The sequence below is a fragment of the Noviherbaspirillum phoenicis genome (assembly GCF_047237965.1).
Taxonomy (GTDB): Bacteria; Pseudomonadota; Gammaproteobacteria; order Burkholderiales; family Burkholderiaceae_D; genus Noviherbaspirillum_A.
In genome coordinates, this window is sequence record NZ_JBDFLX010000003.1 from 359418 (window position 1) to 378786 (window position 19369).

A 19369-nucleotide genomic window follows, 5' to 3' on the forward strand; every position below is an offset into this window, starting at 1 on the left:
GTCGTAGCAAGGTGGTTTGCCGTCGTGCGCCAGGCCGCTTATGACTTGCCCGCGCCACTGGCTTCGCCCGTGCTCGGGCCCTTTGCCTTGACGTTGTCGCACGCAATCTTGATCGACCCGAATTCGTCGAAGAACCCCATTTTCTTGCTCACGTCCGGTGACTTCTGGCCAGGCTTGAAGGTGGCGACAAGATCCTTAAAGTTCTCATTGTCGTAAACCAGGACGCGCGCCTTCGGGCCGGTTTCGACACTGCTGATTTTCCCTTTCCAGTCGATACCGAATGGACCCGTCATGTCAGCCATATCTACCGGCCCTAACAAGGTAAGGTTGTCACCACGATAGTTCTGGTCATCGTAAAACTTGGCCCAGCATCCCTTCTTCTTCCACTGGTTCTGTTCCGGCGCGTTGATCGGAATGAGCAGCAGGACGGCTGCAGGCTTGCCACTGGCATTCTGCTTGCCGTGGGCATTGGCATTGGCATTCGCCTTGGCAGCTGTCGTGTCATTCGGTCCCACGGTACCTGTCGCGGAATTGGCGGACTGACCCGGTGCGGCGCTGGCGGTCGGCGAAGTTGCGCCAGCCTTGTCCTGGCTGAATGCCATGAGTGGAACAAATGCGAGTGAGACTGCAGTCAGGAGAATCTTCTTTCCTGGCATCGTGGCTGCGATATTCATGGACTTTTCTCCTTCAATGAAACGTCATTGATCTATTGAACGGCACGAGGTTGCGGCGAAGACGGAGGGCAGTTTCGGACAAATCCCGCCGATGTTCCGAACGTTCGGGCCGCTTGGTTTTTGAAGCATAGGCAAGCAGTGTTAAGTCAATCTTAAGTTGCGTGTCAGCGCCACTTGGCGCCGGCGGACCGGTCTGTCTGGACCGGATCGACATGTGCACGGGCGCCGAATGAATGGCACCGCGGCATTCAGGCAGCACTTTCCCCAATGTCGTCCGCGCGCCGCGCAGGTGCCGCCGTGGGCTGCCGAAAAATAACTTCGACGCACAGCCCACCGAACGACGACCTGCGCAGTTGCACCGAAGCGCCATGCTGCCTCGCAACGTTGCCTACAATCGCCAGGCCCAGACCGCTCCCCGGTTTACCGTCGGCATTGCACCGATAGAAGCGCCGGAACACGTGTCTGTACTCGCTTTCGGGAATGCCCGGCCCGGAGTCGTCTATTCTGAAAGAAAGTCTTCCCCCGGCGTCCGTCCTGATCGTAACCGCAACTCGGCCTTCCTCGTTCGTGTAGCGGATTGCATTCTCAACAAGATTGCGCACCAGCGCCTGTAACTGGGTTGCATCGCCGTACGTCGTCTCGTCGCCGTCAGCATTGAATTCGAAGGCAAGATGACGATCTTCGGCGTCGGCATAACATTCACCAATAGCCCGCCGCGAGATTTCGGCTAGATTGACAGAAGCAAAACTAGTAATGGTCTCGTCCGATTCGGTTCGTGCGGCCGAAAGCAATTGCTCTATCAACCTGTTGGCACGCGCCACACCGGCACGTAACTGGGATATGGCAGCGACTCTTTCAGGCTCTGTTCTCGCATGATCGAGAACGTCAACCTGAAGCGTCAGGGCGGTGACGGGAGAACGCAATTCATGGGCGGCATCGCTGATGAATGCGCTTTGTGCCTGAAAGGCGCGGCGCAGCCTTTCCAGCAGCGAATTAAGCGCCCGTACGACTGGCGCGATCTCACTGGGCAAGCCGGCTTCCGACACAGCATCGAGCGACTGTGCATGACGCCGTTTCACTTCCTTCTCAAGGCGCCGGACCGACTGAAACTCGCGCCCTATCAGCCACCATATCAGCCCCCCCATCAGTGGAGCGAAGGCAAGCAACGGGCTCAGACTGCGCAGGGCCGCTACCCCCGCCAGCTTCCTCCGCGCTTCCAGCGGCTGGGCAACCTGGATCACTCGTTTCAAGGTCGGCATGGTATAGACGCGCCAAACCGTTCCTCCGGAAGCCGCAGTGTTAAAGCCCAGGGTCGATGGAGACGGGAGCTCCGTCCTGGGGTGGGACTGGTACAGGATGCTTCCATCCAGACGCCAGACCCGCACGAAAGTATCAAGCACTTCCTCGGCATAGATGTCCAGTTCCTCGCCCTCGGCGAAACCCTGGTCACGCAGCGCCAGCGCGGTTTGCCGCAACTGACGGTCAAACAGCTTCTCGTTTTCCTTCAATGTCTTCTGAAACGTGACAGACCCAATTAAGGCTGCCACGGCGAGCATTGATAGCATCAGCAAGGCGATCAGTCTTGCACGCAGCGAATTCATTGCCTGCGGTTTTTCTTCGGAATGCAATACCCGACCCCGCGCAGCGTCTGTATGAAGTCATGGCCGAGTTTCTGACGAATCGCGTGAATATGCACCAGCACGGCATTGCTGTCGACCTCTTCGCCCCACCCATAGATGCGTTCTTCCAGCTGAGCACGGGAAAGCATCACGCCAGGCCGTTGGATAAGCGCTTCGACGACTGCACACTCCTTGGCCGACAACGCCACCGGTTCACCATTTTTCATAACCTGTCGCGTATTCGGATTGAATTTCACGTCCTGTATTTCAATCTCGGGTTCCGCGCGGCCGCAACTGCGGCGCAATGTGCACCGTATTCGCGCCGACAGCTCTTTGGCACTAAACGGCTTCACCAGGTAATCGTCGGCGCCGAGGTCCAGCCCATGCACCTTGTCATCGACGCTATCCCGTGCGGTGATAATGATGACTGGAATAGCGCGCTTGCCATCGCGGATTTCGCGGAGAATCTCGAGGCCATTTCGTTCAGGCAAACCCAGGTCAAGCAGCAACAGGTCGAAATGCTCGGATGAAACCATGTCATTGACTGCACGTCCGTTATTAACGAGATCGACCACGAAGCCATCGCTCTGCAACGAGGTACAGATACTCGCACTGATCATCGCATCGTCTTCGGCAACCAGGATCCGCATCGTTTCCTCCTGTGAACGTTGTGCTTAAAAAAGCACGGCAACAATGAGTATAAAAAAGGCATATATTTTCGGGATTTAAACGTCTCTGCAGATAGATAGATTTGTCCGAACGTAAGCAGCCCGAGAACGGTGCATTTCCCGTGTCCGGCATTTGACCGAACATAATGCAGCTGCCTTGGCGCATCCTGAATATTCAATGCTCGCAAGAGATCTTCCGATGAATGCCTGGTTCTTTACCTTGGCGGCGCCGCCGTGCTTCGAGCACGGCATTGACCTCTGCACCGAACAGAAGCGAGACCATAGCCAGGTACAAATAGACAAGGAGCAGAATGATCGCGCCGACGCCGCCGTAGCTCTTGTGATAGAGCGCAACATGGGTCACATAGAGACGCAGCCCAAAGGAAGCCACGCCCCAGACCGAAACGCACAAGACAGAACCCACGGTGACAAAGCGGAACTCGTGACAAACGTTCGGCGCGACGTAATAAATAATGGCAACCACGCATGCGAGCAGCACCACTGCGGCTGGCCATCGCAGCCATGTCCACACCCGGACAAAGCTGTCTTCAAGCCCGAAGAGCCGTGAAAGCCATTCCAGTACCGTAGGACCGGACGCCATCAGCACCGCGGCGGCGGTTAGCAGGGCGAGGAGGCCCACGGTATGGACGAGTGAAACTAGGTAGCGCTTCCATGCGGGGCGCGGTATGGCGACTTCATAAGCGACGTTCATCGCCTGTATCACGGCCCGGGTGGCGCGCGATGCGAGCCACAATGAGGCAGCCGCACTGAACGACAGAATTCCGCCATGCAAGGGCCGCAGCTCATGGGTTGCCCTGACCAGAAGCGCCACCAGGCGTGGCGGAAAGAGTGAGGGCGCCGCCAATCTGTTCCATGCGTACAGCTCCCCGAGGTTCAGGAAGCTCGCCAGTGCCATCAGCAGGAGGAGGAACGGGAAGATGGAGAGCAGCAAATGAAACACCAGCGCAGCGGCATAGACCGGCATGTTATGACGAAAATAGCGCTGAACGGCGGCACGGGCAGTGTTCCAGGGACCGAATTTTTCAGCATCGTTTTGACAAGGCATCGCGCTGCTTTCACCTAGGCGCTTCGGTCCCGGCACGAAGCATTGCAGGGGCCGCGAGGCGTGAAGCAGCGCGCGGCCAGCCCAGCAATACAAAATTGCAATGTCTCGACAGCGCGCGCATGATGCTATCCGTTCGTCCTGTCGCGCCACCGGTGCAACAGGGGATCCAAAGGTGAGCGCTAGCGGGCGCAGCCTTCCATGCAGGCGGTGTTTCGAACATCCGGCCTCGGGTCCGGTCCAACGAAGCCATCGCGGTTTGGCATCCGCACCTGGGGCAGCGTTCGCGCATCCATCACGGCGTTTTCCGGAATGATGCCGTTCATGTAGAGCAGGTAGGCGGTCGCCGCATAGGCCTCGCTCGGGCTCAGCGTGCCGGGCGCATTGAACGGCATCGCGCGGTGGATATAGTCATAGACGCTGGTCGCATAGGGCCAGTAGCTGCCTACTGTCTTCACCGGCGCGGCGGTATTGAGCGTGCCTTTCCCGCCCACCAGCCTGTCCATGGGCTTGCCCTCGCCCTTCTGCCCGTGGCAACTTGCGCAAGCCTGCGCATAGAGTGTCCGGCCCTGCGCCACGCTGCCCGACCCGGCAGGCAGGTTCCTGCCGTCCGGTTGGACGTCGATGTTCCAGGCCGCCACCTGCGCCGGGCCAGGCGTGGCGCCGATGCTGTATTGCACGCCGGCCGCGGGCATGTCGGCAATGGCAGCCGCCTGCGCTCCCGCATCGTCGTGGCCTTGCTGGGCACTGCGCGCAGCGATGCCGCCGCAGCCCGAAACCCACACCGCTGCTCCGAGTGCCGCGATGCGGCTGATCTTTTCAAGCGTGAACATTGCTCACCTCGCCGTTCTGCGCCACGCCCCAGCTTTGTATGGCGTTCAGGTGATAAACCGAATTGAGGCCGCGCACCGCGACGAGTTCGGCAAGCGTAGGCTGCACGTAGCCTGTCTCGTCGATGCAGCGGCTCTGCAGGATTGCAGGGCCGCCCTGCCAGTTCCACATCATCCGGAAGCGGGTCAGGCATTTCGACAGCACCGGCGCCTGCAGCCGCGCCTCTTGCCAGCTCTTGCCGCCGTCGACCGACACATCGACCCGCCTGATGCGGCCGCGGCCCGACCATGCCAGGCCGCTGATTTCGCGATAGCCAGGCTGGCCCAGCCGCATGCCGCCCGAAGGCGAGGTGATGACCGACTTCGCCTCCATGTCGAAGGTGAACAGGCGCGCCTTCCCGTCAGGCATCAGGTCGGAATACTTGGAGGTTTCCTCGCGGGTGTAGAACGGCTGCTCGCTGAATTTCAGGCGCCGCAGCCACTTGATGTTCATGTTGCCTTCATAGCCCGGCAGCAGCAGCCGCAGCGGATAGCCTTGCTCGGGACGCAGCCGCTCGCCGTTTTGCGCATAGACCAGCAGCGCGTCGTCCAGCACCTTCGCGATTGGAATCGAACGGTCCATCACGGCCGCGTCGGCGCCTTCGGCCAGCATCCACCGGACACCGGCCTTCAGGCCAACCTGCTCGGCAATCACCGACAGCGGCACTCCGGTCCATTCGGCGCAACTGAGCAGCCCATGCGTGCCCTGCACCGTCTTTTCCTTCGGACCCTTCCATTCGGTCAGGGTGTTGCCGGAACATTCGAGAAAGTGGATGCGGGACACTGACGGCAGCCGCATGATGTCGTCCATGGTCAGGACCAGCGGCCGGTCCACCATGCCGTGGACGACCAGGCGATGCTGCTCGGGATCGATCGCCGGGACGCCCGCATGATGCCGCTCGAAGAAGAGGCCGTTCGGCGTGATGATGCCATGCAGATCCTGCAGCGGCGTGAAGCTCCACGAGGACAGTGGCGTGGGGGTAAGGTCGGTCGCACGGCGCACCACGTCAGACTCGTATGACGAGGGCATGCCGTATGGCGGGCTGACGATGGGCCTGCCCTGCTCATGGGTCCACGCCGCGGCGCCGGCTTTCCCCGCGGTGTCGGCGGCTGCCGCGCCGCGCAATCCGTCGAGCGCAAGCACGCCGGCCGCCGCCGTCCCGCGCAGCATGAACTGGCGCCGGCCGGCGTGTTCAGGCTGGCCCGGTGCCGGGAGCTGCGCGCCTTCCTTCTCAGAATCTCGCATACCCGTTCCTTTCTGATTGAACTGCGTCCATACAGCGTCGCCATGCCGACGCGGCGCGGAAACCCCCTGCGCCGGCCTGCCGCCGATTAGACCAGGGCCGCACGGATCAGTTCGGAGCCAGCGCCCCGCCCTTACCAGGCAACCACGCCAAAGCCGTCGGATGGCTGATACGTGTAATACACCCCTATCGTGTCGCGCCGCTGGGTTGGCGCGCCGGGGCCAAACAGCGTGGAATCGCGGCGCGACGTGATGTACTTGAGCGATACCAGATGGTTGCGCTGCAACCGCACCGTGAGCGATGCTTCGCCGCGGAATACGCGGTCCGTCGCATCGCTGTCGGAACGGATCAGGCTGCCGGCCAGGTATCTGCGGGCAACGAGGTCCAGCGACGCCTCGTTGCCCAGCACTATGCGCATGGCCAGCAGCATTTGCGGCGCCAGCCCATAGCGGTCGTCACGCGGCGCCGAGCTCTGGATCGTCCCCATTGCGGTGTAACCGATGCCTGCAGACGCGTGCCCCTGCAGCGCCACCGAAGGCGACACGCGCCACTGGCCGGTGCTGCCCAGCGAAACGGCGCTGCTCGACAGGCGAAATACCTGCGGCGCCAGGTAGTCGAAGCTGCCATACAGGCCCCAGATGCCCCGGTACCGGTCGCCGGCGGAATAGGCTGAACCGACCAGCAGGCCACGCGTGGTCAGGCTTTCGACACCGCGGTTGCTGGCCCTGGCCTGGAAACTGAAATAATCGAATGGCCGCCGGTACTGGTATCCGCTCTTGCCGGGAAGGCCGTAGTCGAGGTTGAATTCGGCTGCGGCTTCATTGTCGCCGCGTGCCAGCGACGGACCGAGATTGCTGCTTCTTGTCGTACTTGCGCCAAGCTGATAACGGGCGAACGTCGCCGGCTGCCCGCTTTCAAAGGTTTTTGCGCCGGCAACGCCCAGATAGCGATTCAGGCCCAGCGGCGGCGATATGGCCGCCGCGCCCAGTTCGCGCCAGGCCGGAGTCAGCCCGCCGCCACGTTCAAGCAGCAGATGCGACATCCGGAACAGGGACTCGCCCAGGAAACTGCCGCCGATGCTGGTCGTGATCTGATCGTTTTTCGAGGGAGGCGTCGTTTCACCGGCGACTTCCCAGACCGCGCTGCCCGCGAAAGCATAGCCGAAGGAATGCCAGAACGGCAGGCCATTGCTGCGCGCCAGTCCGTAATAAACCGACCCCTGGTAGGGATGCCCTATCTGGTTCACGACGAAAGAGTCATTGTCGGTGGTCCAGCTGTTGCGCAGGTTGCGCCGGATGGAGTGGCGGCTGACGGCGAAGTCGTCGCCGACAAAGCGATCGTCGAAGCGGTTGAGCAGGAACTGGAACGCGCCGATCTGCAGCGCCGGCAGCAGATAATTCCTGGCCTGGGCGCTGCTGCCTGGATGAACCGTAAGGTCGATCCGGTCCGCCGCGCCAGCTTCCCGGCCGGCGCGCGTGTCCAGCGTGTCGACGTCGGCAATGGGCGTGGCGCCGCTCGCGCCTGCCAGCGGCGCCAGAGCAAGACCCAGGAACAGAAGCACCGATCCTCCGCCATTCGGCATCGCGCCGCGCGCCGCGCCCGTATCTGCTCTACTTAACCGCATTGAATCACTGCGCCCCAAGAGCCGCCGACTCCTTGTCGACCGCTGCCAGCACAGCCTTTCCGACACGGCCCTCGACCTCCTTGCGCACCGGCAGCAGCGCCTTGCGCCATTCCGCCTTCTCGGCGTCGGTGAGCACATGGACATTGGTCTTGCCCGACTTCCGTATCTCATCCAGCGCCTGTGCGTTTTCCTGCTCGGAAATGGCATTGGTGTATTTGGTCGCATCCTTCATCGCACCTTCAAGCTGGGTGCGTATGTCGGCCGGAAGGCCGTCCCAGAACTTCTTGTTAACGATGACCGCATAACCGATATAGCCATGCTCGGACACGGTCAGGTCGCTTTGCACCTCGTGCATTTTCTGCGTGTAGATATTGGACGGCGTGTTCTCGGTGCCGTCCACCACGCCGGTCTGGAGCGCCTGGTACACCTCGGAAAAAGCCATCACCTGCGGATTGGCGCCCAGGGCGCGCATCTGCGCGTCAAGCACTTTGGACGACTGGATGCGCATCTTCATGCCCCTGAAGTCCTTCGGATGCAGCAGTGGCTTGTTGCCGGTCATGTCCTTGAAACCGTTGTCCCAGTAGGCCAGTCCGACGATGCCCTTCGGCTCAAGCTTCTTCATCAAGCTCTTGCCGACCGGCCCTTCGGTCACGCGGTGCAGAACATCCCGGGTGGGAAAGATATAGGGAATGTCGAAGGCTTCGAATTCCTTCACGCCCAGCGGGCCGAACTTGGCCAGCGACGGCGCCAGCATCTGGACCGCCCCCAGTTGCAGCGCATCCAGTTCCTCCTTGTCCTTGTACAGCACGCTGTTCGGATAAACCTCGACCTTGACCCGGCCATTGGTGGCTTTCTCGGCCAGCTCCTTGAAACGCTCTGCGCCTTTTCCCTTGGGGGTTTCCTTGGTTACAACGTGACTGAACTTGATGATGATCGGGTCCTCCGCATAAGCGGAAGCGGATGTCAGCATGCACGCGGTGACAACGGCAAAAAGAAAGCGGGGTCTCATAACGGTCTCCGTTCGCATAGAAATGAATTCGCTTGTTATTGGTGAAATGTGGTCTTCATCTGCGTGCTCGCCAATTGTGGATATCCGCAAGGCCTTTGCGCGAAATCGACAGACATGCCCATGCCATCCGCTTGCCTGACGCGAACCCCCTTGGCGACGCATGTCGCCGGCGGCAGTTGACACCCGACGCGTTTAGCTTATAGTGAATTTATATTTGCCCCAATTTAATACTGCCGACTGTTTGAGCAGCATCATCGTCGGCCCTGCTGGAGAGCAGCAATGACATCGAACGGAATTTTCAGGATATCAACGCTGGCGGCTGCAATGCTGCTGCCGATCGCAGCTTCCCCGCAGGAAAAGCAGCAAGCTGCTGCGCCTGCTCCTGCCCCCGCTTCCGGTAGTGCCGTCCAGGTGGCGCCTGCAGTCGCTCCCCTGGTGATGCTGGACCCGACCGAGCTGCGCAGCAAGCCCACGCTGGCGAGAGGATGCTGGGTCTGGATGTTTCCGGACAAGAATTACAACGGAAAGGACAGCATTGCGGTCGCCGGCCCCGCCGATATACGTTCCCTGCATACGCCGGTGGGCCTCGACTGGCACCACAAGGCGGAAAGCCTGATCGTCGGACCCAAGGCCAGCCTGACCGTCTACGAAGTGGAAGGGTTTCGCGGCCTGGAGCGCACGTTTCCGCCCGGCTTCGAGGTGAAACAGCTGCGTAAAGACCTGGGCTTCATACAGTCGATCGATGCGCTCAAGCTGAACTGCAAGGAATAACCGCGGCCCAGTCTGCCCGGCCCGCCTGTCACCGCGATTTATCCAGCGAATACAGGTACGCCGCGATGTCGCGCGCATCCTGCTCCCTGACATGCAGGTCGGGCATCGCCGAGCGCGGATCGATCGCCTGTGGATTCATCAGCCAGCGCACCATGTTGTCGGGCGTATTGAGCAGCACGCCGCCAAGGTAACGGCGCGTGGCCACGCTTCCCAGAGGCGGGCCGACGTTGGGGCTGCCTTCAACGGTACCGGGGATGGCATGGCAGGTCACGCAAAGATACTGATAGACCGCGTGCAGGCCCGCTTTCGGATCGCCGTCGGGCTGGCCGCCTATCCGTGCCGCCGCCTTTCGGTGGGGTTGCGCCGCAGCCGCCTCCAACGTCTTGTATTCAACCGGCGACAAGGCTGGCAGACGCTTGACGAAAGCAACCAGGTCCCACAATTCTTCCTCGGTCAGCCGGTATTGCCAGCCGGGCATGGCGGTCATCTTCACGCCATGCTTGACGATCCAGTAAATCTGCGAGGGCGTCCAGTTCCTCCCCGGCTCCACCAAGTTGACAGGCGCTGGTCGCAGGCCGAAAGCGAATGGCTCAGGCGACACGCCGGGCGCGCCATGGCATTGCACGCAGTGTCCGGCATAGAGCGCCAGGCCGCTGCGAAATCGATCCGGCGCATTGAGCGGCGGCGGCTTGATGTCGTCGGCCCGCGTCTTAACCGAGCGCAGCATCGCGTAATGCAGCAGATGATAGGTCAGCCCCGTGTGATGCTTTGTGGCGGCAACGTCATACACGCCGGCGTAGACGAAAGCCGCCGCGCCCAGCGCACCGGCCACCAGCAGCATGCCGACCGTGACGAATACCGTTTGGATGATCAGGATGGCTTTTTTCATCAGGTCGTTGAAGAAAGGACGAATGGCCGGCGCAGCGCTGCGAAGCTGCGCAGCCCGCTGCTCGGTACATGGCTGTTACTGTCTATCCATGTGCCAGTGGATCGGGCCTGCAACCTCCATGCCATTGGCTTTCGCCAATGCCATTTAATGCCCTTGAGCACAGGCGGGCACTCCACCTCTCAATCCGAAAGAACGGCGCTCAGGAAATACATTCGTGTAAATATAATTACAGCCTCATGTAAGTTTTTCATGTTTTACTTTCGTCGGGACAATGCCTACGGACGGCTTGATGGGCACCACGATGCGCAGGTCACCGCTGCGCCGCGTGTAGCCGAGCCTGTCGAAATGCGCGAGCATGGGAACGGCAAACTTGCGGCTGGTGCGCCATGCCTGACGCGCATCCGAAACAGTGAACTGCGTCGGCGATGGATACGCTTCGAGGAGGCGCTCGTGCGCCCATTGCATGGCGTCACGGTGAAAGGCAATGCGCTGGCCCGGGAGCTGGCCTTCAAGCAGCACGCAGCGGCGCAGGTCGGTCAGCATGCGCAGCAGTGCGGCCGGCCTGCGGCCATCTGCCAGCGCGGCAGGATCTGGCGGCGACATGCCGCCGTCGCGCAGGCGCGCCTCGATATCCAGCGCCAGCTGGCGGTCGACGGGTGGCAAAGCCCCCAGCGGGTCGTGCCCGGGCAGGCGCGCCAGGCCGTCAGCGATGGCGATGCGGCCCGCAGCCGTCATGTCATGCAGCATGGCCCTGAAGACAGGCGGCGCCATGTCAGCCGGCAATTGCGCACGGCACCATGACAGGGGTGCTCCGGCCTGCCAGGGCGCTTGTGCATGGTAGCGTTCCAGCGCAGTATCCAGCTGTCCTGCGAGTTCGGCGAGCAGAGGCTGGTAGACCGCAAGCCTGTCATCCACTGGCCTGACGTCAGGAATATCCCTGGCGTCAAGGCCAATGCCGGCCAGGGCATCGGCGATCTCCGACAGGGGCATCCCCCGGTGCCCGGCCGTCTTGAGCCGTTCAAGCAGGATGTCGATGCCATCGCCGCGCGCAATGACGTGCAGCCGCGCGAGGCCCTGCCGGTCCGAGCGCCGCAGCCAGGTCGCAGCAGGTTCCAGCACCCTGCCCCCGGCGAGCGTCGCTGGCGGGGTATCGCTGCGCAGGATGAAAGGCTCGTTCACGGCTGCGACCACTGGCCGGTGCGTGCGTAGCTGAGCGACGACACACTGGTCTGAACCGGGCTTGTTCTGCGCCAGCAGGCGCACTGTCGCCGCCACGTCGCTGGCGCCGATCAACAGGCGCACCGCCTGGCCGTCCGACAGGCTGCGGGGAGCGCCAGGCGCCATTCTGATATCGACATCCAGCAGACAGCTGGGACGCAGCATTCCGACCGGCGCCAGCACGTCGCCACGGTGGATGTCGCTGGTGTCCAGATGCCGCAGGTTGACGCCAACCCGCTGCCCCGGGGACGCCGTACTCACGGACTGGTTATGGCACTGCAGCTGGCGCACGGTGGTGCGCCGCCCCGAGGGCAGCAGTTCCAGTTCATCGCCGACCATGAGCCGGCCGGCGCGCAGCGTGCCGGTGACGACGGTGCCGCTGCCCCGCAGGCTGAATACGCGGTCAACCGGCAGATAGCAGCGCGCTCCTGAAGACACCGGCTCGGTTTGCGCTTGCAGTAGGCGGCGCAGGGCGGCGCCGGTTTCCTGCATGCCTTCGCCGGTCCGCGCCGACGTGAAGACCACGGGTGCGCCTTCGAGGTGGCTGCCCTTGAGGAAGGCGCGCAACCGTTCCAGCAGCGCCCTGCGCTCGCCAACGGCGACGAGATCGCTTTTGGTGACGGCGATCAGTCCCTGCCTGACGCCGAGCAGACTGGTAATGGCGACATGCTCCACAGTCTGCGGCATGATGCCCTCGCGGGCGTCCACGACCAGCAGCACGGCGCCGATGCCGGTGGCGCCGGCCACCATGGTCCGCACGAACTGTTCGTGGCCCGGTACGTCGATGATGTCGACGATGCCCTCTTCGAAGGCCATCCAGGCGAAGCCGAGAACGATGGACATGCCGCGCCGCCGCTCCTCCTCCAGCCGGTCGGTTTCGATTCCGCTGATGGCCCTGACAAGGCTGGTCTTGCCGTGATCGACATGGCCGATCACCCCAAGCGCCAGATGCGACTGCCGTGGCGATGCCTGTGCGGGCATGCTGCCTGGCTGCCCAGGACCGGCGCTGTCTCCGTTGACCAAGTGCATTTCAGGAAGTCTCCCATGATCGATGCCGACGTCGATAGCGGCGGCACGCCGGCAATGGCCGAGCAATTTCTGCGCCGGTCGGCGGCATAAGTCTTGCATGCCCTTCTCGCCTATGTTGCAGACCCGGCGGACACGATGCAGACAAGTTACGGCGTCATTACCCTGGTGCAGGAACACCGCTTCCGGCTCGTTGATGAGCAAGGCGCTCATGCGCTCTTCGTGCTCGCGCATGATGCTCCGCTTGAATGGCAGGATCTGGAACGCCTGCAACTGGCGGGCAGGGAAGTGCGCGTCAGTCATGCGCCGGCGCCCGGAAAAATTGCCGCCATCGCCCATGACGTCGTCGGACATGACCGCATCGCCAAACAACCTGAACAGGAATGAGGATAGCCATGAAGCAAAACCGGAATTCACCCTCCCGGCGACTGGCCGGATTTCTGAAGAACTGGTCAGTGCCACGGCAGCTGCGCGGCGAGCCGGTCAAGTCGGATGCTGCCCGAAGCGACATGTCGCAGCAGTTGCGGCCGCGTCTGGAGCAGGCCGACCGGGTCGGCACCGGCATCTGCCCGTACTGCGCGGTCGGCTGCGCTCAGCTGATCTACGTGAAGAAGGACAAGGTCATCCATATCGAAGGCGATCCCCGCAGCCCGATCAATCAGGGCACCCTGTGCCCTAAGGGCGCCGCAACGTTCGGCTGGATGAGCAGCCAGCAGCGCATCAACCACGTGCTCTACCGTGCGCCGCATTCGCTGCGCTGGGAACAGAAGCCGCTGGACTGGGCGATGGACCGCATCGCGGCGCTGGTGAAAAAGACCCGCGATGAAACCTTCGTGGAGACCCTGCCCGGCGGCGAGACCGTCAACCATACGCTGGGCATAGGCTCGCTCGGGGGCGCCACGCTGGACAACGAGGAAAACTACCTGATCAAGAAGCTCTTCAGCGGCGGCCTCGGCATGGTGTGGATTGAAAACCAGGCGCGAATATGACATAGCTCCTCGGTGCCCAGTTTGGGTGCCTCCTACGGACGCGGCGCCGCCACCATGCCGCAATGGGAACTCGCCAACGCCGACGTGGTGCTGGTGATGGGTTCCAACATGGCCGAAAACCATCCGATCGCCTTCCGCTTCGTGCTGCAGGCAAAGGACAAGGGCGCGACCATCATCCATGCCGACCCGCGCTTCACCCGGACCTCGGCGCTGGCGGACATTTATGCGCCGTTGCGCGCCGGCAGCGACATTGCCTTCCTCGGCGGGATCATCCATTACCTGCTGGAAAACGATTTATGGTTCAGGGAATATGCGATGGCCTATACCAACCTGTCGACCATCATCGACCCGCGCTTCCAGGACGCGGCTGAACTCGACGGGCTGTTTTCGGGCTGGGACGACAAGGGCCGCAAGTACAGCTACGACAGCTGGCAGTATGAAGGCATGACCGTGCCGTCGTCGCTGGCCGAGCATTACGTCAATACCACCGAATCGTTCAGCGAGAGCACACGGCGCATGAGCGAGGGGCCGCCACACCGCGACGAGACGCTGCAGCATCCGCACTGCGTGTACCAGATACTGAAGCGGCACTACGCAAGCTATACGCCGGAAAAAGTGGAGGAAGTCACCGGCTGTCCGCGCGACACCTTCATCAGCGTGGCGGATGCGCTCGCCCGCAATGCGGGCCGGGAGCGCACCGGCAGCATCTGCTATGCGGTCGGCTGGACCCACCATACGACGGGCGTGCAGATCATCCGCGCCGCAGCCATCATCCAGGCGCTGCTCGGCAATGTCGGCCGCCCCGGCGCCGGCATCCTGGCGCTGCGCGGCCATTGCAGCATACAGGGCAGCACCGATATTCCGACGCTCTACAACATGCTGCCCGGCTACCTGCCGCAACCGAACGCCTACAAGCCGCACGGCACGCTGCAGCGATACCTGGAGGCGGAGCAGACGCCGACCGGCTGGTGGCACAACTTCCCGAAGTATGCGGTGAGCCTGCTGCGCGCATGGTATGGCGACAATGCAAGCGCCGGCAATGAATGGGGCTACCGGTGGCTGCCTAAAAACGTCGGCGACCATTCCCAGCTGCCAATGACGCTGGCCATACGCGACGGCCTGATCCGCGGCATGTTCGTCATCGGCCAGAACCCGGTGGTGGGCGGCAGCAATTCGGCCCGGGTCGTGCAGCACGGCATGGCCGGGCTGGACTGGCTGGTGGTGCGAGACTTCACCGAGACCGAAACGGCGTCCTTCTGGTACGCCGGGCAGCCGGTGAAGGCCGGCGACCTGGCGACGGGAGATATCGCGACCGAGGTCTTCCTGCTGCCCAGCTCGCTGGCCAGCGGCGAGAAGGAAGGCACCTTCACCAACACCCACAGGCTGTTGCAGTGGCATGACAAGATGGTGGACGCGCCCGGCGACAACCGCTCCGACCTGTGGTTCATCTTCCACCTCGGGCGCCGCCTCAAGGCACTGTATGCCGACAGCGACGATCCGCGCGACGATGCGATCAAGAACCTGACCTGGGACTACCCGACCAAGGGCGAGCGCATCGAGCCGTCGGCGGAAGCCATCCTGAGGGAAATGAACGGCTATACCTGGCCGGAACGCCGGCAGGTCGGCAGCTTCAAGGAACTCAAGGATGACGGCAGCACTGCCTGCGGCGCCTGGATCTACAGCGGCGTCTTCCCGCGCGAGGGCCATAACCAGGCGCGGTCCAGGCAGGCTGATGGCCCCGATGGTCCGGGAACCCACCTCGGCTGGGGTTTTGCCTGGCCGGCCAACAGGCGCACCATGTACAACCGGGCATCGGCAGACCCGCAGGGCCGGCCCTGGTCGGAGCGCAAGCGGCTGGTGTGGTGGGACGAGGCGAAAGGCAGCTGGCAGAGCCCGGACGAAGTCGATTTCGAGAAAGACAAGCGCCCGGACTATACGCCCGACTGGCGTCAACATCCCACCGGCATGGATGCGCTCGGCGGCGGCGATCCTTTCATCATGATCGCCGATGGGCGCTGCTCGCTGTTCGTGCCTTCCGGCCTGAAGGATGCACCGCTGCCGACCCATTACGAGCCGGTCGAGTCGCCGGTGAAGAATGCGCTGTATGCGCAGCAGGACAGCCCGGTCGCCAAGAAATGGGAGCGCGATTTCAATCTCTACCATGCGCCGGGCGACCCGCGCTATCCGTATGCGTTCACGACCTACCGGCTGACCGAGCACCACTCCGGCGGCACCCCGACCCGCTCGGTGGCCACCACCGCCGAACTGCAGCCGGAAGGCTTTGCGGAGATACCGGACGAACTGGCGGCGCAACTGGGCATCGCCAACCTCGACTGGGTGGTGCTGTCGACCGCGCGCGGCGAGATCGAGACCCGGGCGATGGTGACGGCGCGCCTGCGGCCTTTCGAGATCGGCGGAAAGCGGGTCTTTCAGATCGGCATGCCCTTCCATTTCGGCTGGGAAGGCTATGCGACCGGCGACATCGCCAACGTCCTCAGCAGCGTGGTCGGCGATCCGAACACGTCCATCCATGAGGGCAAGGCGTTTACCTGCAACCTGCGCAAGGGCCGCCTCGGAAGGCCCGGGAACGGAGAACACGATGGATCCAGGCACGACGAAAGCTGAGCACAACGAGTCGGTCATGCGCGGCATGATCGCCAACGAGTCCGAGCTGACTGCGGGCGTCAGGATCGTGCCCGGCCGGCGTTACGGCTTCTTCACCGACACCACCCGTTGCATAGGCTGCAAGGCGTGCGAGGTCGCCTGCAAGGAGTGGAATGCGCTGCCGGCCGACGACCTCGGCCTGTCAGGCATGAGCTATGACAACACCCGCGCGCTGTCGGCCGACACCTGGCGCCACGTGCGCTTCATCGAGCAGATGGGCAGCAACGGCGAGCGGCCGACGGCAATGCCGCCCTACCAGAGCCACTGGCTGATGATGAGCGACGTCTGCAAGCACTGCGGCAACGCCGCCTGCCTGGAAGCCTGCCCGACCGGCGCGCTGTTCCGCACCGAGTTCGACACCGTGGTGGTGCAGCAGGACATCTGCAACGGCTGCGGCTACTGCGTGCCCGCATGCCCGTTCGGCGTGGTGGAGCTGAGCCAGATCGACGGCAAGGCGCACAAGTGCACGCTGTGCTACGACCGGCTCAAGGGCGGGCTGGAACCGGCCTGCGCCAAGGCCTGCCCGACCGAGTCGATACAGTTTGGCGAGCTCAATGAGCTGCACCGCCGCGCCGCCAGCCGCGAGCACCAGCTGCACGACATGGGCGTGCGATCGGCCTACCTGTACGGCACGCCCGGCACGCCGGGCGCAAGCGGCGGCATCGGCGAACTCAACGCCTTCTTCCTGCTGACCGACCGGCCCGGCGTCTACAACCTGCCCGAGGCGCCGACACTGCCGTCGACGCGGGTCAGGCCGGCGCTGCTGGCCGGGCTCGCCACGATTGCCGGCCTGGCGCTGGCCGCGGCCGGCCTGCTGGCGTCGGACACGGAAAGGAACTGAGGTGACCATGAAAGCAGAGGATGTCGGAATTATCCAGGCGCCTGCCAGCGCGCGCGGATCGGCTACAACGGTCTCACACTACGTCGGCCCCTCTTACTATGGCCAGCCCGCGGTCAAGCCCAGTAGCTACGGCGCGCTGGTATGGGGTTATACCTTTATCGCCGGCCTCAGCGGCGCGGCCCAGATCATTGCATCGGTCGCAGACCTGGGCGGGCGCAGCGCTTATGCCGGCATGATACGCAACGGCCGCTACATCGCGGTCGCCGGCGCCGCAACGGGCGCCACGCTGCTGATTGCGGACCTGCATACGCCGAAACGCTGGTACAACATGCTGCGCATATTCCGGCCGACATCGCCGATGTCGATCGGCACCGTGATCCTGAGTGGATTTGCCGGCTTCAGCGGCCTGACGGCGCTGGCCCAGTTCTTCAGCCGGCCCGGCCGGCGCTGGTCGCGGCGCCTGGCGCGGGTGTCGGAAGTGCCGGCGGCGCTGACTGGCGCCGGCATGACCTTCTACACCGGCGCGCTGCTGGCGGCCACCAGCACGCCGCTCTGGGCTGCCGGCCCGCGCCTGCTCAGCGCACGCTTCGCCAGCTCGGCGATGGCCACCGCCGCCGCGGCCCTGTCCCTGGCCGAAGCCAGGGGCAGGACCCGTTCGCTCGACCGGCTGGCCGCGCTGTCCACCGCTGCCGGTTCCGTTCTGTCGGCCGCGGCGCATGCCAACGAAGCGCGCAAGGGGCTGACGCAGGCGTCCGGCATGGATGCCGCCACCGCCAGCGAAGACGCGCTGGCGCGACACCTCGGCCATACGCTGCCGCTGGCGTGTTACTGCCTGGGCGCATTGCTGCCAGCGCGGCGGCAAGCCCTTTCCAGGGCGGCGGCGCTGGGCGTGCTGGCCGGCGGCCTGCTGATGCGCGCGGCCGTCTTCCGCGCCGGCAACCAGTCGGCGCGCGAGCCGAGCGAATACCTCGGCCTGACACAGGCCGGCGGCGGAGGAGGACGCTAGCATGGATGCGATCACAGCCAACGCGGTGCGTACCGAGCTTCAGCACGTGCTGGATGCACTGGAATCAATGACGCCGGAAAGCACGTCCAAACCGCTGAAGTCGCTGGCGGACCCGGCACGCATGCTCGCGCAGGTACGCAACGCCGTGATCGCCGCGCGGCGAGCCGATGAGCCGGCCGGCCCGACCGACCTGCTGCCGCGGCTGAACCAGTCCGCCAGCGTCATGGCCAGCCTTGAATACCCGCTGGGCGGCGTGCATTGGCCGCGTATCGAGGCATTGCGAAAGGCGTTGGCCGCGCTGATCCGTGACATCAGCCCGCGCTGAGCAGGCCCATGCTTTCGGAGGAGGTATATGGACCAATGGTGGCAAGCGATCTGGACGACGGTGATGGAAGAATTTTCAGACCTGGCCGACCTGAAGGAATGGACTCGCGTCACGCTGCGGCTGCTGGTGGCGGCGCTGCTCGGCGCGCTGATAGGCTACGACAGGGAGTCCAGAAACAAGTCGGCCGGGCTGCGCACGCACATGCTGGTTACGCTCGGGGCCGCCATCTTCGTGCTGACGCCGCTGCAGGCGGGCATGGCGCTGGAGGACCTGAGCCGCGTACTGCAGGGCATCATCGCCGGCATCGGCTTCCTCGGCGCCGGCGCCATCCTGAAGCTGCAGCGCGACGAAGAAATCCATGGGCTGACCACGGCAGCCAGCATCTGGATGACTGCCGCCATAGGCATAGCCGCAGGACTCGGCCGCGAAATGACGGCAACGCTCAGCGCCATCATCACCCTGTTCGTGCTGTCGGGCCTGTACCGGATCGAGTCGGCGATGGCGGTCCGGAAAAACCGCGCCGGGCACGACAAGCAGGATTAAACCCTTCCGAGCGCTTCCTGCCGGCGTCTTCGGACGCCATCGACAGCGCCGGATTCATCGATACTTTTCAAGGAGGCATTATGCAGACAACGACACTAGCCTATCGCGGCTTCCAGCTGCTGGTCACGCCAGTCATGGATCATGAGGGACTGTGGGAATACCGCTACTGCATCCTGAGAGCAGGACAGCAGGCGGACGGCAAGGACGTGGTTCTGCGCCGGCGCACCCTCAATTTCCATCGCACCGCCGAGGCGGCCTGCATGGCAGGCATCGAACTGGCCAAAGTCGAAGTGGACAATTTGTGCGCACTTGAAAAGGCGGTCTGAA

The 19369-nt window shown here is 63.3% G+C and carries 19 protein-coding genes; 9 read left to right on the forward strand and 10 right to left on the reverse strand.

The features are described 5' to 3' along the window. Positions 1-38: 38 nt before the first annotated feature. From ABC383_RS23870 to ABC383_RS23905, 8 genes are all read right to left on the reverse strand, one after another. The gene (locus tag ABC383_RS23870) at positions 39-674 is read right to left on the reverse strand and encodes a beta/gamma crystallin domain-containing protein (RefSeq protein WP_413017884.1); all 636 of its coding nucleotides are present in this window, start codon (positions 672-674) and stop codon (positions 39-41) included. A gap of 248 nt (positions 675-922) precedes the next feature. Beyond that, positions 923-2302: an ATP-binding protein gene (locus ABC383_RS23875; RefSeq protein WP_413017886.1), complete on the reverse strand. Its 1380-nt coding sequence runs from the start codon at positions 2300-2302 to the stop codon at positions 923-925. Beyond that, positions 2272-2943, reverse strand: coding sequence for a response regulator (locus ABC383_RS23880; RefSeq protein WP_413017888.1), 672 nt, complete (start codon positions 2941-2943; stop codon positions 2272-2274). The genes ABC383_RS23875 and ABC383_RS23880 overlap by 31 nt, the downstream gene beginning before the upstream one ends. Positions 2944-3136: 193 nt before the next feature. Next, positions 3137-4063, reverse strand: a complete 927-nt coding sequence (locus tag ABC383_RS23885) for a YihY/virulence factor BrkB family protein (protein ID WP_413017890.1) — start codon at positions 4061-4063, stop codon at positions 3137-3139. A 143-nt stretch (positions 4064-4206) separates the two neighbouring features. After that, entirely contained in the window at positions 4207-4857 is a 651-nt protein-coding gene (locus ABC383_RS23890) for a c-type cytochrome (protein WP_413017892.1), read from the reverse strand. Then, positions 4844-6139: a sulfite dehydrogenase gene (gene soxC / locus ABC383_RS23895; RefSeq protein ID WP_413017894.1), complete on the reverse strand. Its 1296-nt coding sequence runs from the start codon at positions 6137-6139 to the stop codon at positions 4844-4846. Before soxC ends, ABC383_RS23890 begins: the two co-directional genes overlap by 14 nt. A gap of 131 nt (positions 6140-6270) precedes the next feature. Beyond that, positions 6271-7761 (reverse strand): DUF3943 domain-containing protein, encoded by a 1491-nt coding sequence (locus ABC383_RS23900; RefSeq protein ID WP_413017896.1) that lies wholly within the window; start codon positions 7759-7761, stop codon positions 6271-6273. A gap of 4 nt (positions 7762-7765) precedes the next feature. Continuing rightward, complete coding sequence (locus ABC383_RS23905) at positions 7766-8770, reverse strand: TRAP transporter substrate-binding protein (RefSeq protein WP_413017898.1); 1005 nt, start codon at positions 8768-8770, stop codon at positions 7766-7768. Positions 8771-9049: 279 nt separating this feature from the next. Here ABC383_RS23905 and ABC383_RS23910 point away from each other — a divergent pair, with 279 nt between their 5' ends. Continuing rightward, a complete protein-coding gene (locus ABC383_RS23910; protein WP_413017900.1) occupies positions 9050-9541 on the forward strand; it encodes a beta/gamma crystallin domain-containing protein in 492 nt (163 codons plus the stop codon). A gap of 28 nt (positions 9542-9569) precedes the next feature. Here ABC383_RS23910 and ABC383_RS23915 read toward each other — a convergent pair whose 3' ends face one another. Together ABC383_RS23915 and selB are read right to left on the reverse strand one after the other, a co-directional pair. After that, a complete protein-coding gene (locus ABC383_RS23915; protein ID WP_413017902.1) occupies positions 9570-10430 on the reverse strand; it encodes a c-type cytochrome in 861 nt (286 codons plus the stop codon). A gap of 234 nt (positions 10431-10664) precedes the next feature. After that, complete coding sequence (gene selB, locus ABC383_RS23920; RefSeq protein ID WP_413017904.1) at positions 10665-12629, reverse strand: selenocysteine-specific translation elongation factor; 1965 nt, start codon at positions 12627-12629, stop codon at positions 10665-10667. A gap of 141 nt (positions 12630-12770) precedes the next feature. Between selB and ABC383_RS23925 the strand changes: the two genes are divergently transcribed. The 8 genes from ABC383_RS23925 (at position 12771) to ABC383_RS23955 (ending at position 19368) form a co-directional block, all read left to right on the forward strand. Continuing rightward, positions 12771-13061 carry a hypothetical protein gene (locus ABC383_RS23925; protein ID WP_413017906.1) on the forward strand — a complete coding sequence of 97 codons (291 nt, stop codon included), beginning with the start codon at positions 12771-12773 and terminating at the stop codon, positions 13059-13061. A gap of 8 nt (positions 13062-13069) precedes the next feature. Further along, a complete protein-coding gene (locus ABC383_RS28235; protein ID WP_487247472.1) occupies positions 13070-13663 on the forward strand; it encodes a hypothetical protein in 594 nt (197 codons plus the stop codon). Positions 13664-13684: 21 nt separating this feature from the next. Then, the gene (locus ABC383_RS23930; protein WP_487247473.1) at positions 13685-16288 is read left to right on the forward strand and encodes a molybdopterin-dependent oxidoreductase; all 2604 of its coding nucleotides are present in this window, start codon (positions 13685-13687) and stop codon (positions 16286-16288) included. Then, positions 16263-17168, forward strand: coding sequence for a 4Fe-4S dicluster domain-containing protein (locus ABC383_RS23935; RefSeq protein WP_413017910.1), 906 nt, complete (start codon positions 16263-16265; stop codon positions 17166-17168). The genes ABC383_RS23930 and ABC383_RS23935 overlap by 26 nt, the downstream gene beginning before the upstream one ends. Positions 17169-17175: 7 nt before the next feature. Then, positions 17176-18174: an NrfD/PsrC family molybdoenzyme membrane anchor subunit gene (nrfD, locus tag ABC383_RS23940; RefSeq protein ID WP_413018474.1), complete on the forward strand. Its 999-nt coding sequence runs from the start codon at positions 17176-17178 to the stop codon at positions 18172-18174. A 1-nt stretch (position 18175) separates the two neighbouring features. Continuing rightward, a complete protein-coding gene (locus tag ABC383_RS23945; RefSeq protein WP_413017912.1) occupies positions 18176-18499 on the forward strand; it encodes a hypothetical protein in 324 nt (107 codons plus the stop codon). A 27-nt stretch (positions 18500-18526) separates the two neighbouring features. Beyond that, positions 18527-19042 (forward strand): MgtC/SapB family protein, encoded by a 516-nt coding sequence (locus tag ABC383_RS23950; protein ID WP_413017913.1) that lies wholly within the window; start codon positions 18527-18529, stop codon positions 19040-19042. Between the two features lie 80 nt (positions 19043-19122). Then, on the forward strand, positions 19123-19368 hold the full coding sequence (locus ABC383_RS23955) for a hypothetical protein (RefSeq protein ID WP_413017915.1): 246 nt from the start codon (positions 19123-19125) through the stop codon (positions 19366-19368). Position 19369 lies beyond the last annotated feature (1 nt).

Bases quoted from the DNA above. Each gene is read 5' to 3' on its own strand.
- ABC383_RS23870 (WP_413017884.1), bottom strand. From the start codon at position 674: ATGAATATCGCAGCCACGATGCCAGGAAAGAAGATTCTCCTGACTGCA.
- ABC383_RS28235 (WP_487247472.1), top strand. From the start codon at position 13,070: ATGAAGCAAAACCGGAATTCACCCTCCCGGCGACTGGCCGGATTTCTG.
- soxC (WP_413017894.1), bottom strand. From the start codon at position 6,139: ATGCGAGATTCTGAGAAGGAAGGCGCGCAGCTCCCGGCACCGGGCCAG.
- ABC383_RS23945 (WP_413017912.1), top strand. From the start codon at position 18,176: ATGGATGCGATCACAGCCAACGCGGTGCGTACCGAGCTTCAGCACGTG.
- ABC383_RS23915 (WP_413017902.1), bottom strand. From the start codon at position 10,430: ATGAAAAAAGCCATCCTGATCATCCAAACGGTATTCGTCACGGTCGGC.
- ABC383_RS23880 (WP_413017888.1), bottom strand. From the start codon at position 2,943: ATGCGGATCCTGGTTGCCGAAGACGATGCGATGATCAGTGCGAGTATC.
- ABC383_RS23900 (WP_413017896.1), bottom strand. From the start codon at position 7,761: ATGCGGTTAAGTAGAGCAGATACGGGCGCGGCGCGCGGCGCGATGCCG.
- ABC383_RS23950 (WP_413017913.1), top strand. From the start codon at position 18,527: ATGGACCAATGGTGGCAAGCGATCTGGACGACGGTGATGGAAGAATTT.
- ABC383_RS23955 (WP_413017915.1), top strand. From the start codon at position 19,123: ATGCAGACAACGACACTAGCCTATCGCGGCTTCCAGCTGCTGGTCACG.
- nrfD (WP_413018474.1), top strand. From the start codon at position 17,176: ATGAAAGCAGAGGATGTCGGAATTATCCAGGCGCCTGCCAGCGCGCGC.
- ABC383_RS23935 (WP_413017910.1), top strand. From the start codon at position 16,263: ATGGATCCAGGCACGACGAAAGCTGAGCACAACGAGTCGGTCATGCGC.
- selB (WP_413017904.1), bottom strand. From the start codon at position 12,629: ATGCCCGCACAGGCATCGCCACGGCAGTCGCATCTGGCGCTTGGGGTG.
- ABC383_RS23890 (WP_413017892.1), bottom strand. From the start codon at position 4,857: ATGTTCACGCTTGAAAAGATCAGCCGCATCGCGGCACTCGGAGCAGCG.
- ABC383_RS23905 (WP_413017898.1), bottom strand. From the start codon at position 8,770: ATGAGACCCCGCTTTCTTTTTGCCGTTGTCACCGCGTGCATGCTGACA.
- ABC383_RS23910 (WP_413017900.1), top strand. From the start codon at position 9,050: ATGACATCGAACGGAATTTTCAGGATATCAACGCTGGCGGCTGCAATG.